The following is a 13,070-nucleotide window of genomic DNA, read 5'->3' on the forward strand; positions in this document are numbered from 1 at the left end:
TAGTTACCTCCTTCCCTTTTTTCAGGGTATTACCAGCTGGCTTTTTTAACGCCAGGAATTTGACCTTTGTGAGCAAGTTCTCTGAAACAAATACGACATAATTTGAACTTGCGGATTACTGAATGAGGACGCCCGCAACGTTCACAGCGCGTGTACTCTTGCACTTGGAACTTTTGCTTGCGTTGTTGCTTAGCAATCATTGACTTCTTTGCCACGGGTAAACCTCCTTTGGCTAAAGGTTATTTTTGGAATGGTATTCCGACTTGTGTTAGAAGCTCGCGAGCTTCCTCGTCAGTGTTCGCAGTCGTTACAATAACGATGTCCATTCCGCGAACTTTGTTTACTTTATCATAATCGATCTCAGGGAAGATCAATTGTTCTTTAACACCTAGTGTGTAGTTACCGCGACCGTCGAAAGATTTCTTAGAAACCCCGCGGAAGTCACGAACACGTGGAAGGGAAACGCTGATCAATTTATCAAGGAAGTCATACATGCGCTCTCCGCGAAGTGTAACTTTTGATCCGATCGGCATACCTTCACGAAGCTTGAATCCAGCGATAGATTTCTTGGCACGAGTAATCACAGGCTTTTGACCAGTGATTGCTGTAAGTTCCTCTACTGCTGTATCTAACACTTTAGAGTTAGTAACTGCTTCACCAACACCCATGTTGATAACGATTTTTTCAATCTTTGGTACTTGCATTACTGAAGTGTAATTAAACTTTTCCATAAGAGATGGTAAGATCTCTGATTTATATCGCTCTTGTAGACGGTTCATTATGTGTCCTCCTTTCACTCTGAGACTTATTTATCTAGGGTTTCACCAGATTTTTTGGCCACACGAACTTTTTTCCCATCAACTACATTGTAGCCTACACGAGTAGGAGCACCAGTTTTAGGGTCAAGAGGCATTACGTTAGAAGCATGAATTGGTGCTTCTTGGCTAAGAATTCCGCCTTGCGGATTAGCCTGAGAAGGTTTTGCGTGTTTTTTAACAACGTTCACGCCTTCTACAAGCACTCTGTTTAGCTTTGGATAAGCTTCAAGGATCACACCTTGTTTGCCTTTATCCTTGCCAGAAATAACTTGAACTTTATCGCCTTTTTTCACATGCAATGGCATTGTGAGTTGCACCTCCTTACAAGACAATAAGAGCCTTGCTAGTAAATATATTAAAGAACTTCTGGAGCAAGAGAAACGATTTTCATAAATTGCTTGTCACGAAGCTCACGTGCTACAGGTCCGAAGATACGAGTTCCTCGAGGACCTTTGTCATCCTTAACGATTACAGCTGCGTTCTCATCAAAACGGATGTAAGATCCGTCGTTACGGCGCATACCACGCTTAGAACGTACCACTACCGCTTTAACAACGTCACCTTTCTTAACAACGCCACCTGGTGTTGCGGATTTAACCGAACAAACGATAATGTCACCAACGTTAGCGTACTTACGACCAGAACCACCAAGAACTTTAATGCAAAGCAGTTCTTTCGCACCAGAGTTATCAGCTACTCTCAAACGGGATTCTTGTTGAATCATGCGAATGGACCTCCTTTCGGATATGAGTATAATCCGAACAATTTATTAAATAATTACTGCTTCTTGAACAACTTCTACCAAACGGAATCGCTTGTCTTTGGAAAGCGGACGCGTTTCCATAATCTTAACGATATCACCAATCTTAGCAGTGTTGTTTTCATCATGCGCTTTTAACTTTTTAGAGTATTTAACGCGCTTGTTATATAAAGAGTGTGTCTTGTATGTTTCAACAAGTACTGTAATCGTTTTGTCCATCTTGTCAGAAACAACACGACCAGTGTACACCTTGCGCTGGTTACGTTCACTCATTGTGCGAACCTCCTCTCAAGAATTAACCGTTAGTAATCCCAAGCTCTCTTTCACGTAAAACCGTTTTTGCACGGGCAATTGCTTTACGAACTTCACGAATGCGGGCCGGGTTTTCTAATTGACCTGTCGCTAGTTGGAAACGAAGGTTAAAAAGCTCTTCTTTAAGTGCTTTTGCTTTTTGTTCAACTTCTGCAGTGGTCAGGTTACGAATATCATTAGCCTTCATTTGTGTCACCACCCACTTCTTCGCGTTTAACAAACTTACATTTTACAGGAAGTTTGTGTGCTGCAAGACGCAACGCTTCGCGTGCCACTTCTTCAGAGACACCAGCGATTTCAAACATAACTTTTCCTGGCTTAACTACTGCTACCCATCCTTCAGGAGCACCTTTACCGGAACCCATTCGGACTTCTAGAGGCTTTGCAGTGTAAGGCTTAGAAGGGAAAATTTTGATCCATACTTTACCGCCACGCTTCATATAACGAGTCATCGCAATACGAGCAGCTTCGATCTGACGGTTAGTAATCCAGCTAGCTTCTAGAGCTTGCAAACCGAATTCTCCGAAATGAACTTCTGTACCGCCTTTAGCGTTCCCACGCATTTTACCGCGGTGTTCACGACGATATTTAACACGTTTTGGCAATAACATAATTATTTGCCTCCTTCCTCTTTTTTCGTTCCTCTTGTTGGAAGGACCTCACCACGATAAATCCAGATTTTAATTCCAAGCTTACCGTAAGTTGTGTCTGCTTCAGCAGTACCATAGTCGATATCTGCACGAAGTGTGTGAAGAGGAACAGTACCTTCACTATAATGTTCAGAACGAGCGATATCAGCTCCGCCAAGACGGCCTGATACTTGAGTTTTGATCCCTTTCGCACCCATACGCATTGCACGTTGGATCGCCTGCTTCATTGCACGACGGAAAGATACACGATTTTCAAGTTGACGAGCGATGTTTTCAGCAACTAGCTTAGCATCAACGTCTGCTTGCTTAATTTCAAAGATGTTAACATGAACTCGCTTGCCAGTCATATCGTTAAGAGCTTTACGAAGTGCTTCTACTTCGGATCCACCTTTACCGATTACCATTCCTGGTTTAGCAGTTTTGATTGTGATATTTACACGATTAGCTGCACGTTCGATCTCGATACCTGATACAGCAGCATCTTTTAGACGCTTTTCAATATAAGAACGGATCTTAATGTCTTCATGTAAAAGATTAGCGTAATCCTTTTCTGCGTACCATTTAGAATCCCAGTCACGGATGACGCCAATACGTAGACCTGTTGGATTTACTTTTTGACCCACGTCTTAACCCTCCTTCTTTTCAGAAACAACGATTGTGATGTGGCTAGTACGTTTGTTGATACGGCTCGCACGACCCATGGCACGTGGACGGAATCTCTTAAGAGTAATTCCTTCATCAACGAACGCTTGCTTAATCACTAGGTTGTTCGGTTCCATTTCATAGTTGTGTTCTGCGTTTGCGATAGCAGACTTAAGCACCTTTTCGATTACAGGAGAAGCTGCTTTAGGCGTCAAACGTAGAATCGCAAGTGCTTCACCTACTTGCTTGCCTCGAATCAAGTCGATAACGATACGAGCTTTACGAGGAGCAATACGCACTTGTTTAGCAATTGCTTTTGCTTCCATTTTGTGTACCTCCCCTCAATTAACGTCTTGTTTTCTTATCATCAGCTGCATGGCCTTTGTAAGTACGAGTAGGTGCAAATTCACCTAACTTGTGTCCGACCATATCTTCAGTTACATATACCGGCACGTGCTTACGACCATCATAAACAGCGATTGTGTGACCGATGAAGTCAGGGAAAATCGTAGAACGACGAGACCAAGTTTTAACTACTTTCTTGTCGTTAGATTCATTAAGTGCCTCGACCTTTTTCATCAAGTGGTCATCTACAAAAGGCCCTTTTTTCAAACTGCGACCCATTTGAGAACCTCCCTTTGTGTTTGCGCTACGGCTCGATTGAACCGTAGGACAATCACATTATTTTTTGCGACGACGTACAATGTACTTGTCAGTTTGGCTGTTTTTCTTACGAGTTTTATATCCAAGAGTTGGTTTACCCCATGGAGACATTGGTGATTTACGTCCGATTGGAGCGCGTCCTTCACCACCACCGTGCGGGTGATCGTTAGGGTTCATTACAGAACCACGAACTGTTGGGCGGATACCCTTCCAACGAGAACGACCTGCTTTACCAACGTTTACAAGTTCATGTTCTAAGTTACCAACTTGACCGATTGTTGCACGGCAAGTAAGTAGGATCATACGAACTTCACCAGAACCTAGACGAACGAGCGCATATCTTTCTTCTTTACCAAGAAGTTGAGCTTCAGCACCAGCTGAACGAGCTAATTGTCCACCCTTACCAGGCTTAAGTTCGATGTTGTGAATTGTAGAACCTACAGGAATGTTAGCTAATGGAAGTGAGTTACCCACTTTGATATCAGCTTCAGGTCCAGACATAATTTCTTGTCCTACTTGAATTCCTTTAGGAGCTAGGATATAACGCTTCTCACCATCTGCGTAGTGGATAAGAGCGATGTTAGCAGTACGGTTTGGATCGTACTCGATTGTAGCAACGCGACCTGGTATTCCATCTTTGTTACGTTTGAAATCGATGATACGATACTTACGCTTATGTCCACCACCTTGGTGACGAACAGTTAGTTTACCTTGGTTGTTACGACCAGCTTTTTTGCTAAGTGGAGCAAGCAAGGATTTTTCTGGTTGGTCAGTCGTGATTTCAGCAAAGTCAAGCTGAGACATGTTACGACGACCGTTAGTTGTCGGTTTAAACTTTTTGATACCCATTGTAATTTCCCTCCTTTACGAGTTCTTTTTAAACTCCTTCAAAAAAGTCGAGTTCTTTGCTTTCTGGAGTTAATGTAACAACTGCTTTTTTACGTTTAGATGTATAACCAGTATGACGGCCTACACGCTTGAACTTACCTTTGTAGTTAGCAGTGTTTACTGTTTGTACTTTTACGCCAAAGATTTCTTCTAGTGCACCTTTGATTTGAGTCTTAGTAGCACGAGGGTTCACTTCGAACGTGTATTTTTTGTCAGCCATTATTTCAGTAGAACGCTCTGTAATAACGGGGCGCTTAATCACATCACGAGCTTCCATTATGCGAGCACCTCCCCTACTTTTTCCACAGCGTCTTTAGTCATAAGAAGCTTGTCGTGGTTTAACACGTCAAGAACACTAACGCCGTTAGCCGTAACAACTGTTACGCCTGGGATGTTACGTGCAGATAATGCAACAGCGTCATTGTAATCAGCTGTTACAACTAATGCTTTACGATCTGCGGATAGATTTGCAAGCACTTGCTTCATTTCCTTTGTTTTAGGAGCGTCGAATGCAAGTCCTTCTAATACGATCAAGTCGTTATCTAGAACCTTAGAAGATAGCGCTGATTTAATAGCTAAGCGACGAACCTTCTTAGGTAATTTGAAAGAATAGCTTCTTGGTGTAGGTCCGAAAACCACTCCACCGCCAACCCATTGTGGAGAACGGATAGATCCTTGACGAGCACGTCCAGTACCTTTCTGTTTCCATGGCTTGCGTCCACCACCAGCAACTTCGGAACGGTTCTTTACATCATGAGTTCCTTGGCGCTGTGATGCTTGCTGCATAATAACAGCGTCGAAAAGCACGCTTTTATTTGGTTCAATACCGAAAACGGAATCGTTTAATTCGATATCGCCAGCTTGAGTACCATCTTGTTTAAATAATGCTACTTTTGGCATCAGATTGTCCTCCTTCCTTATTTAGCATCCTTTGCTTTAACAGCAGAGTTAATTGTAACGTAGCTCTTTTTCGCTCCAGGTACGTTACCTTTGATCAATAGAAGATTACGTTCTGTATCAACTCTAACAACTTCTAAGTTTTGTACAGTTACTGTGTCTCCGCCAGTGCGTCCAGGCAATGCTTTCCCTTTGAAAACACGGTTAGGGTCAACTGCACCCATAGAACCAGGACGACGGTGGTAACGGGAACCGTGGCTCATTGGCCCGCGTGATTGCCCGTGACGCTTGATAACACCTTGGAATCCTTTTCCTTTAGATGTACCAGTAACGTCTACAGCGTCACCTTCTGCAAAAATATCAACCTTGACTTCCTGACCAACTTCGTATCCCGCAGCATCAACATTGCGGAATTCCTTAACGTAGCGCTTAGGGCTCGTGCTAGCTTTAGCAGCATGACCTGCTTGCGGCTTAATCGTACGAGATTCTTTTCTATCGTCAAATCCAAGCTGGATAGCTTCGTAGCCATCGTTCTCTACGGATTTCTTTTGAAGAACAACGTTAGGAGTTACTTCTACTACAGTAACTGGGATAAGATCTCCGTTTTCAGCGAAAACTTGAGTCATACCAATTTTTTTACCTAAGATTCCTTTGGTCATTCGTCACACCTCCTATTAGTAAGTAAAATAATGAATTATATAAAGCAATCGTGAAATTATAGTTTAATTTCGATGTCTACACCAGACGGAAGATCCAAACGCATTAATGAATCAACTGTTTGTGGTGTTGGCTCGATAATATCGATCAAGCGCTTATGCGTACGCATTTCGAACTGCTCACGAGAGTCCTTGTACTTATGAACCGCACGAAGGATCGTGTAGATCGCTTTCTCAGTAGGTAGTGGGATTGGACCTGATACCTTTGCTCCTGAACGCTTAGCAGTTTCAACGATTTTTTCAGCTGATTGATCAAGAATTCTGTGATCATACGCCTTTAAACGGATACGAATCTTTTGCTTTGCCATTATTTTCCCTCCTTTATTCGCCTATTTTGATAAACAGACATTGCTCCACGGAAATTCAACCTGATGTCACCAGCCATGGCAAAGGGGCCTGGTGTGTCAGCAACCTTCCGAATCATCGCAGTGAATGACCAACATTACTCATTATAGAGAAAAGCAACGCCCAATGCAAGTTATATTTGCATTTTTTTATTGCTAATCGCACTTTTTCTATTATAGAGACTCTATGCGGTGATTTCAACTTCCTTTTTCTTCTTTTACACACTTGAATGTGTTTCTTCTATATATATAGAAGTTTTGCGCTAGGGGTGGTGATCCGGTTTGTGTGCGGGTTAGTGATTTCAGTAGTTTGCCGGTTTTGTCCGGGTGTCATATATATTACTATTTGTGGATTAAGTGGCGAATCTCGTGGATTCAGGACTTAAACTTGTGGATTCAACGCTAAAACTTTTGGATTCAGCCCCTAAATTTGTGGATTCAGCAACTATATTTCTGATTGAAGGTGTTTGAAGCTGCTGCAGGCAGGTTCTCACACTGTATCTCCTGCTCAAAGCTAGTTAGGTAGTGGTCTTTCCCAATAATGTTTCATTTTTTCTTAAAAAATGAGTCCACTTTTACTAAAAAGCTCCATTAACAAACAAAAAAGCACCCTCCGATTGGAGAGTGCTTTTATTAAAGAGTAATTAGATTACTCAGTGATTGTTGCAACTACACCTGCACCAACTGTACGTCCACCTTCACGAATAGAGAACTTAGTTCCTTCTTCGATAGCGATTGGAGCGATTAGTTCTACAGTCATCTCAACGTTATCTCCAGGCATTACCATTTCAACGCCTTCAGGAAGTTGGATGATACCAGTTACGTCAGTTGTACGGAAGTAGAACTGAGGACGGTAGTTAGAGAAGAATGGAGTGTGACGTCCACCCTCTTCTTTTGAAAGAACATAAACTTCTGATTTGAACTTAGTATGTGCTTTAACAGTTCCTGGCTTAGCAAGAACTTGTCCACGCTCAACATCGTCACGAGAAACACCACGAAGAAGTGCACCAATGTTGTCACCAGCTTCAGCATAGTCAAGAAGTTTACGGAACATTTCAACACCAGTTACGGTAGTTGATTTTGGCTCTTCAGTAAGACCAAGGATCTCGACTACGTCACCAATTTTAACTTGTCCACGCTCAACACGTCCAGTAGCAACTGTACCACGACCAGTGATTGAGAATACATCCTCAACTGGCATCATGAATGGCTTATCAACGTCACGTGGAGGAGTTGGGATATAAGAATCAACTGCGTCCATTAGTTCTAGAATTTTAGCTTCCCACTCAGCGTCTCCTTCAAGAGCTTTAAGAGCTGAACCTTTAATTACAGGGATGTCATCTCCAGGGAAGTCGTAATCAGAAAGAAGGTCACGAACTTCCATTTCAACTAGCTCAAGAAGTTCCTCGTCGTCAACCATGTCACACTTGTTCATGAATACAACAAGGTAAGGTACACCGACTTGACGAGAAAGAAGGATGTGCTCACGAGTTTGTGGCATTGGGCCGTCAGCAGCAGATACTACTAGGATCCCACCATCCATTTGTGCTGCACCAGTGATCATGTTCTTAACATAGTCAGCATGTCCTGGGCAATCAACGTGTGCATAGTGACGAGAATCAGTTTCATACTCAACGTGTGCAGTTGAGATTGTGATTCCGCGTTCGCGCTCTTCTGGAGCACCGTCGATTTGGTCATAAGCCATTGCTACACCTTTACCGTTTTTCTTAGCAAGAACAGTAGAGATAGCAGCTGTTAAAGTTGTTTTACCATGGTCAACGTGACCGATAGTACCAATATTAGCATGCGTTTTGGAACGATCAAATTTCTCTTTACCCATGAGAAAGATTCCTCCTTAAATATGTTTACATATAGTAGATTTTTTTATATAAAACAGACAGTTTTTTCTGCCCATTTTAGATTACATGAAAATGTTGCTTCTTACAACCGGGGAGATTAAGCTCCAGTTGCTTTTTTGATGATTTCTTCAGAAATCGACTTCGGTACTTCTTCGTAGTGATCGAAGTGCATAGAGTAAGTACCACGGCCTTGTGTACGAGAACGCAAGCTAGTTGCATATCCGAACATTTCAGCAAGTGGAACCATCGCTTTAACGATCTGTGCATTACCACGAGCTTCCATACCTTCAACACGTCCACGACGGGAAGTTACGTCACCCATGATATCACCCATGTACTCTTCTGGAACTGTTACTTCAACTTTCATGATCGGCTCAAGAATTGCAGGGTCACACTTTGCTTTTGCGTTTTTAAGTGCCATTGAACCGGCAATCTTAAACGCCATTTCGTTGGAGTCAACATCATGGTAAGATCCGTCAACGATACGAGCTTTAAGGTCAAGTAATGGGAAACCAGCAAGCATACCGTTTTTCATTGATTCTTCGATACCATTCTGTACTGCAGGGATGTATTCACGAGGAACTGCCCCACCAACGATTTTGTTTTCAAATACGAATCCAGATCCTTCTTCACCAGGCTCGAATTCAATCCAAACGTGACCGTATTGTCCACGACCACCAGACTGACGAACGAATTTACCTTCAACTTTAGCAGCTTGGCGAATTGTTTCACGGTAAGCAACCTGAGGAGCACCCACATTAGCTTCTACCTTGAATTCGCGGCGCATACGGTCAACTAGGATATCAAGGTGAAGTTCACCCATACCAGCGATGATCGTTTGTCCAGTTTCTTCGTTTGTTTCAGTACGGAATGTTGGATCTTCTTCAGCAAGCTTAGCAAGCGCCATACCCATCTTGTCTTGGTCTGCTTTAGACTTCGGCTCGATAGATAGTGAGATAACTGGCTCTGGGAATACCATGGATTCTAAGATAACAAGGTTCTTTTCATCACAAAGTGTATCACCAGTTGTAGTATCTTTAAGACCTACAGCAGCTGCGATATCTCCAGCGTATACGACTGAAATCTCTTCACGGGAGTTTGCGTGCATTTGAAGGATACGTCCAACACGCTCCCGCTTTCCTTTAGTAGAGTTCTGTACGTATGATCCAGAGTTTAATGTACCTGAGTACACACGGAAGAATGTTAACTTACCAACATAAGGGTCAGTCATAACTTTAAATGCAAGTGCTGAGAACGGAGCTTCGTCACTTGATTCACGAGTTACTTCATCTTCTGAATCTGGAAGAACACCTTTAATAGCTGGTACATCAACCGGCGATGGAAGGTAATCAAGAACAGCGTCAAGCATAAGCTGAACACCTTTGTTCTTAAATGCTGAACCACACATTACTGGGTAGAACTCAACGTTACAAGTACCTTGACGGATACCTGCTTTAAGTTCTTCTTTCGTAATCTCTTCGCCTTCTAAGTACTTCATCATCATTTCTTCATCAAGCTCAGCTACCGCTTCAACTAATTTGTTGCGGTATTCTTCAGCTAAAGGCATGTGTTCTTCAGGAATTTCACGAACTTCGATATCAGTACCAAGATCGTTTCCGTAGAATACAGCGTTCATTTCAACTAAGTCGATGATTGCTTCGAATTGGTCTTCCGCACCAATCGGTAATTGGATCGGATGAGCGTTAGCACCAAGGCGTTCATGAATGGTTTTTACGGAGTATAAGAAATCCGCACCAATCTTGTCCATTTTGTTTACGAATACTACACGAGGTACTCCGTAAGTAGTAGCCTGACGCCATACAGTTTCTGTTTGTGGTTCTACACCTGATTGAGCATCAAGTAAAGCAACCGCTCCGTCTAATACACGTAATGAACGTTCTACTTCAACTGTAAAGTCTACGTGACCTGGTGTATCAATAATGTTGACACGGTGACCTTTCCATTGAGCAGTTGTAGCAGCGGAAGTAATCGTGATTCCACGCTCTTGTTCCTGCTCCATCCAGTCCATTTGTGAAGCCCCTTCATGAGTTTCACCAATTTTGTGGATACGGCCAGTATAATAAAGTACACGTTCAGTAGTCGTTGTTTTACCAGCATCGATGTGAGCCATGATACCGATATTACGAGTATTTTTTAAGGAGAATTCTCTAGCCATGAATTTCTCTCCTTCCTTATGCAAAGGAATTTTTATAGTGTTTTAGAGACAGTCCGAAAACTGTCTCTATGATTTTACCAGCGGTAGTGAGCAAACGCTTTGTTTGCTTCTGCCATTTTGTGCATATCTTCGCGCTTCTTAACTGAAGCACCAGTATTGTTAGCAGCATCCATAATCTCGTAAGCAAGACGTTCTTCCATTGTCTTTTCTCCGCGTAGACGAGAGTAGTTCGTTAAATAACGAAGTCCTAAAGTTGTACGACGCTCTGGGCGAACTTCAACCGGTACTTGGTAGTTAGCACCACCAACACGACGAGCACGAACTTCAAGAACTGGCATGATATTTTTAAGAGCTTGTTCAAACACTTCCATAGGATCTTGGTTTGTACGTTCTTTAATAAGTTCGAACGCATTATACAAGATTGTTTGAGCTACCCCTCTCTTACCGTCAATCATAATTTTATTGATTAGACGAGTTACAAGCTTGGACTTGTAAATTGGATCAGGTAACACATCACGACGAGCAACAGGTCCTTTACGTGGCATGTGGTCCCCTCCTTTCTTATAGTTGTTTTATTTTTGTTAAAAATATTATTTCTTAGCTTCCTTTGGACGTTTCGTTCCGTACTTAGAACGACCTTGCATACGGTTAGTAACACCAGCCGTATCAAGTGCACCACGAACGATGTGGTAACGTACCCCCGGTAAATCTTTTACACGCCCTCCACGGATAAGAACAACACTGTGCTCTTGAAGGTTGTGACCGATACCAGGAATGTAAGCTGTAACTTCAATTCCGTTTGTTAGACGAACACGGGCATACTTACGAAGCGCCGAGTTCGGCTTCTTAGGAGTCATAGTACCAACACGCGTACAAACTCCACGCTTTTGCGGAGATGAAACGTTAGTTTGGGACTTCTTGAAGCTGTTATAACCTTTATTTAACGCAGGAGAGTCAGATTTCTTTGTTTTAGAAACACGACCATTGCGTACTAATTGGTTAATTGTAGGCATTTGAATTTCCTCCTCTCTTGTTTTGTAATGCCACCGACCCAGGTGGTTCATTTTGGGACAAAAGAAAGTTTTTGCGAGCGGAGCGTTAATCTTTGCTCATCGCAAAAACAGTAATTTTATCCTTTTATCGCAACAGTTGCGGCCCCGACATCTATACCGCATGCTTTTCCAAGCTTTTTCATGGAATCAACCTTTACGATCGGAACCTGCTTTTCTTCGGCAATCTGCAAAACTTTGCCTGTTACTCGAAAATCAGCGTCTTCCGCAACGACCAGCTCTTTGACTTCGCCGTTTTGTAAAGCTTTGATTGTTTGCTTAGTACCTACGATAATTTCAGAAGCCTGTGTCACTTTTTCATAAGACATGCAAATATCCTCCAAAGTAACAATTCTTAGGAGCACATCCGTAATAATATCACCGATGCACTCCCGATGTCAACATTTCATTTATTAATCTTGAGAAACAAGTTCTGTAGGCAGTTCTGCCTCTTCACTGTTTTCATCTTCAACTACCGGTGAATTAATTCCGATGTTTCTGTAACGGTTCATACCTGTTCCAGCCGGAATCAGCTTACCGATAATAACGTTTTCCTTAAGTCCGAGCAATTCGTCACGCTTGCCTTTGATAGCAGCATCCGTAAGAACTCGAGTCGTTTCCTGGAACGATGCAGCTGATAGGAACGATTCAGTTTCAAGTGATGCTTTTGTAATACCAAGAAGCACCGGACGTCCTGTTGCAGGAGTTCCACCTTCAAGAAGAACGTTACGGTTAACATCCGTGAATGCATGGATGTCCATAAGTGCTCCTGGAAGTACTTGAGAATCACCAGAATCGATGATGCGCACTTTACGAAGCATTTGGCGAACCATAACTTCAACGTGCTTATCTCCGATTTCTACCCCTTGCATACGGTAAACTTTCTGTACCTCACGCAGCAGGTATTCCTGTACGCCTTCTGCACCGCGTACTTTGATCAATTCTTTCGGGTCGATCGAACCTTCCGTCAATACTTGACCAGCTGTTACTTTATCACCTTCGACTACCTTAATTCGGGCACCGAATGGGATTGTGTAAGATCTAGATTCGATTTCACCTTGGACGACTACTTCACGCTTATCTTTATTGTCGTTTACGCCAACAACCGTTCCTTCAAGCTCAGAGATAACAGCTTGACCTTTCGGGTTACGTGCTTCGAACAATTCCTGGATACGCGGAAGACCTTGTGTGATATCGTCTCCTGCTACACCGCCGGTATGGAAGGTACGCATAGTAAGCTGTGTACCTGGCTCACCGATGGATTGTGCAGCGATGATTCCAACAGCTTCTCCGACT

The 13,070-nt window shown here is 42.8% G+C and carries 20 protein-coding genes and 1 pseudogene; all 21 read right to left on the reverse strand.

The features are described 5' to 3' along the window. Positions 1–29: 29 nt before the first annotated feature. The gene (locus tag M3196_RS20640) at positions 30–215 is read right to left on the reverse strand and encodes a type Z 30S ribosomal protein S14 (protein ID WP_222464034.1); all 186 of its coding nucleotides are present in this window, start codon (positions 213–215) and stop codon (positions 30–32) included. A gap of 24 nt (positions 216–239) precedes the next feature. Continuing rightward, a complete protein-coding gene (gene rplE, locus M3196_RS20645; protein WP_251324201.1) occupies positions 240–779 on the reverse strand; it encodes a 50S ribosomal protein L5 in 540 nt (179 codons plus the stop codon). A 26-nt stretch (positions 780–805) separates the two neighbouring features. Continuing rightward, the gene (rplX, locus tag M3196_RS20650; RefSeq protein ID WP_066294477.1) at positions 806–1,117 is read right to left on the reverse strand and encodes a 50S ribosomal protein L24; all 312 of its coding nucleotides are present in this window, start codon (positions 1,115–1,117) and stop codon (positions 806–808) included. Between the two features lie 56 nt (positions 1,118–1,173). Beyond that, positions 1,174–1,542, reverse strand: coding sequence for a 50S ribosomal protein L14 (gene rplN / locus M3196_RS20655; RefSeq protein ID WP_066237936.1), 369 nt, complete (start codon positions 1,540–1,542; stop codon positions 1,174–1,176). 45 nt (positions 1,543–1,587) lie between these two features. After that, positions 1,588–1,851 carry a 30S ribosomal protein S17 gene (rpsQ, locus tag M3196_RS20660; RefSeq protein WP_251324202.1) on the reverse strand — a complete coding sequence of 88 codons (264 nt, stop codon included), beginning with the start codon at positions 1,849–1,851 and terminating at the stop codon, positions 1,588–1,590. A 22-nt stretch (positions 1,852–1,873) separates the two neighbouring features. Next, entirely contained in the window at positions 1,874–2,077 is a 204-nt protein-coding gene (rpmC, locus tag M3196_RS20665) for a 50S ribosomal protein L29 (RefSeq protein WP_066237940.1), read from the reverse strand. Then, positions 2,067–2,501 carry a 50S ribosomal protein L16 gene (gene rplP / locus M3196_RS20670; protein WP_066237943.1) on the reverse strand — a complete coding sequence of 145 codons (435 nt, stop codon included), beginning with the start codon at positions 2,499–2,501 and terminating at the stop codon, positions 2,067–2,069. Before rplP ends, rpmC begins: the two co-directional genes overlap by 11 nt. Positions 2,502–2,503: 2 nt before the next feature. Beyond that, a complete protein-coding gene (gene rpsC / locus M3196_RS20675; protein WP_077365518.1) occupies positions 2,504–3,163 on the reverse strand; it encodes a 30S ribosomal protein S3 in 660 nt (219 codons plus the stop codon). A 3-nt stretch (positions 3,164–3,166) separates the two neighbouring features. Next, on the reverse strand, positions 3,167–3,508 hold the full coding sequence (rplV, locus tag M3196_RS20680; protein ID WP_066237948.1) for a 50S ribosomal protein L22: 342 nt from the start codon (positions 3,506–3,508) through the stop codon (positions 3,167–3,169). Positions 3,509–3,527: 19 nt separating this feature from the next. Continuing rightward, the gene (gene rpsS / locus M3196_RS20685) at positions 3,528–3,806 is read right to left on the reverse strand and encodes a 30S ribosomal protein S19 (RefSeq protein WP_066285535.1); all 279 of its coding nucleotides are present in this window, start codon (positions 3,804–3,806) and stop codon (positions 3,528–3,530) included. A gap of 57 nt (positions 3,807–3,863) precedes the next feature. Further along, the gene (gene rplB / locus M3196_RS20690) at positions 3,864–4,694 is read right to left on the reverse strand and encodes a 50S ribosomal protein L2 (protein ID WP_251324203.1); all 831 of its coding nucleotides are present in this window, start codon (positions 4,692–4,694) and stop codon (positions 3,864–3,866) included. A gap of 28 nt (positions 4,695–4,722) precedes the next feature. Beyond that, positions 4,723–5,010, reverse strand: coding sequence for a 50S ribosomal protein L23 (gene rplW / locus M3196_RS20695; protein WP_066237959.1), 288 nt, complete (start codon positions 5,008–5,010; stop codon positions 4,723–4,725). Further along, positions 5,010–5,633: a 50S ribosomal protein L4 gene (gene rplD, locus M3196_RS20700; RefSeq protein WP_251324204.1), complete on the reverse strand. Its 624-nt coding sequence runs from the start codon at positions 5,631–5,633 to the stop codon at positions 5,010–5,012. The genes rplW and rplD overlap by 1 nt, the downstream gene beginning before the upstream one ends. Before the next feature lie 17 nt (positions 5,634–5,650). After that, positions 5,651–6,289 (reverse strand): 50S ribosomal protein L3, encoded by a 639-nt coding sequence (gene rplC / locus M3196_RS20705; RefSeq protein WP_077365514.1) that lies wholly within the window; start codon positions 6,287–6,289, stop codon positions 5,651–5,653. 56 nt (positions 6,290–6,345) lie between these two features. Then, the gene (gene rpsJ, locus M3196_RS20710; RefSeq protein ID WP_053356198.1) at positions 6,346–6,654 is read right to left on the reverse strand and encodes a 30S ribosomal protein S10; all 309 of its coding nucleotides are present in this window, start codon (positions 6,652–6,654) and stop codon (positions 6,346–6,348) included. A 685-nt stretch (positions 6,655–7,339) separates the two neighbouring features. Beyond that, the gene (tuf, locus tag M3196_RS20715; protein WP_077365510.1) at positions 7,340–8,530 is read right to left on the reverse strand and encodes an elongation factor Tu; all 1,191 of its coding nucleotides are present in this window, start codon (positions 8,528–8,530) and stop codon (positions 7,340–7,342) included. Positions 8,531–8,646: 116 nt separating this feature from the next. Further along, on the reverse strand, positions 8,647–10,725 hold the full coding sequence (gene fusA / locus M3196_RS20720) for an elongation factor G (protein WP_251324205.1): 2,079 nt from the start codon (positions 10,723–10,725) through the stop codon (positions 8,647–8,649). Between the two features lie 74 nt (positions 10,726–10,799). Beyond that, positions 10,800–11,270, reverse strand: a complete 471-nt coding sequence (gene rpsG / locus M3196_RS20725) for a 30S ribosomal protein S7 (RefSeq protein ID WP_197134190.1) — start codon at positions 11,268–11,270, stop codon at positions 10,800–10,802. A gap of 45 nt (positions 11,271–11,315) precedes the next feature. Continuing rightward, positions 11,316–11,738: a 30S ribosomal protein S12 gene (rpsL, locus tag M3196_RS20730; RefSeq protein ID WP_251324206.1), complete on the reverse strand. Its 423-nt coding sequence runs from the start codon at positions 11,736–11,738 to the stop codon at positions 11,316–11,318. A 116-nt stretch (positions 11,739–11,854) separates the two neighbouring features. Next, positions 11,855–12,103, reverse strand: coding sequence for a 50S ribosomal protein L7ae-like protein (locus M3196_RS20735; protein ID WP_251324207.1), 249 nt, complete (start codon positions 12,101–12,103; stop codon positions 11,855–11,857). 84 nt (positions 12,104–12,187) lie between these two features. Further along, positions 12,188–13,070 (reverse strand): annotated as a pseudogene (locus tag M3196_RS20740) (DNA-directed RNA polymerase subunit beta'); the annotation flags it as partial.

This window comes from Fictibacillus nanhaiensis (assembly GCF_023715445.1).
GTDB lineage: Bacteria > Bacillota > Bacilli > Bacillales > Fictibacillaceae > Fictibacillus > Fictibacillus nanhaiensis_D.

What these genes read in the sequence shown, in the direction of transcription:
- rplB (WP_251324203.1), bottom strand. Translation starts at nt 4,694, where the DNA reads ATGGGTATCAAAAAGTTTAAACCGACAACTAACGGTCGTCGTAACATG.
- rplV (WP_066237948.1), bottom strand. Translation starts at nt 3,508, where the DNA reads ATGGAAGCAAAAGCAATTGCTAAACAAGTGCGTATTGCTCCTCGTAAA.
- rpsJ (WP_053356198.1), bottom strand. Translation starts at nt 6,654, where the DNA reads ATGGCAAAGCAAAAGATTCGTATCCGTTTAAAGGCGTATGATCACAGA.
- rplD (WP_251324204.1), bottom strand. Translation starts at nt 5,633, where the DNA reads ATGCCAAAAGTAGCATTATTTAAACAAGATGGTACTCAAGCTGGCGAT.
- tuf (WP_077365510.1), bottom strand. Translation starts at nt 8,530, where the DNA reads ATGGGTAAAGAGAAATTTGATCGTTCCAAAACGCATGCTAATATTGGT.
- M3196_RS20735 (WP_251324207.1), bottom strand. Translation starts at nt 12,103, where the DNA reads ATGTCTTATGAAAAAGTGACACAGGCTTCTGAAATTATCGTAGGTACT.
- fusA (WP_251324205.1), bottom strand. Translation starts at nt 10,725, where the DNA reads ATGGCTAGAGAATTCTCCTTAAAAAATACTCGTAATATCGGTATCATG.
- rpsL (WP_251324206.1), bottom strand. Translation starts at nt 11,738, where the DNA reads ATGCCTACAATTAACCAATTAGTACGCAATGGTCGTGTTTCTAAAACA.
- rplW (WP_066237959.1), bottom strand. Translation starts at nt 5,010, where the DNA reads ATGGAAGCTCGTGATGTGATTAAGCGCCCCGTTATTACAGAGCGTTCT.
- rpsS (WP_066285535.1), bottom strand. Translation starts at nt 3,806, where the DNA reads ATGGGTCGCAGTTTGAAAAAAGGGCCTTTTGTAGATGACCACTTGATG.
- rpsG (WP_197134190.1), bottom strand. Translation starts at nt 11,270, where the DNA reads ATGCCACGTAAAGGACCTGTTGCTCGTCGTGATGTGTTACCTGATCCA.
- rpsQ (WP_251324202.1), bottom strand. Translation starts at nt 1,851, where the DNA reads ATGAGTGAACGTAACCAGCGCAAGGTGTACACTGGTCGTGTTGTTTCT.
- rpmC (WP_066237940.1), bottom strand. Translation starts at nt 2,077, where the DNA reads ATGAAGGCTAATGATATTCGTAACCTGACCACTGCAGAAGTTGAACAA.
- rplN (WP_066237936.1), bottom strand. Translation starts at nt 1,542, where the DNA reads ATGATTCAACAAGAATCCCGTTTGAGAGTAGCTGATAACTCTGGTGCG.
- rplC (WP_077365514.1), bottom strand. Translation starts at nt 6,289, where the DNA reads ATGACCAAAGGAATCTTAGGTAAAAAAATTGGTATGACTCAAGTTTTC.
- rplP (WP_066237943.1), bottom strand. Translation starts at nt 2,501, where the DNA reads ATGTTATTGCCAAAACGTGTTAAATATCGTCGTGAACACCGCGGTAAA.
- rplE (WP_251324201.1), bottom strand. Translation starts at nt 779, where the DNA reads ATGAACCGTCTACAAGAGCGATATAAATCAGAGATCTTACCATCTCTT.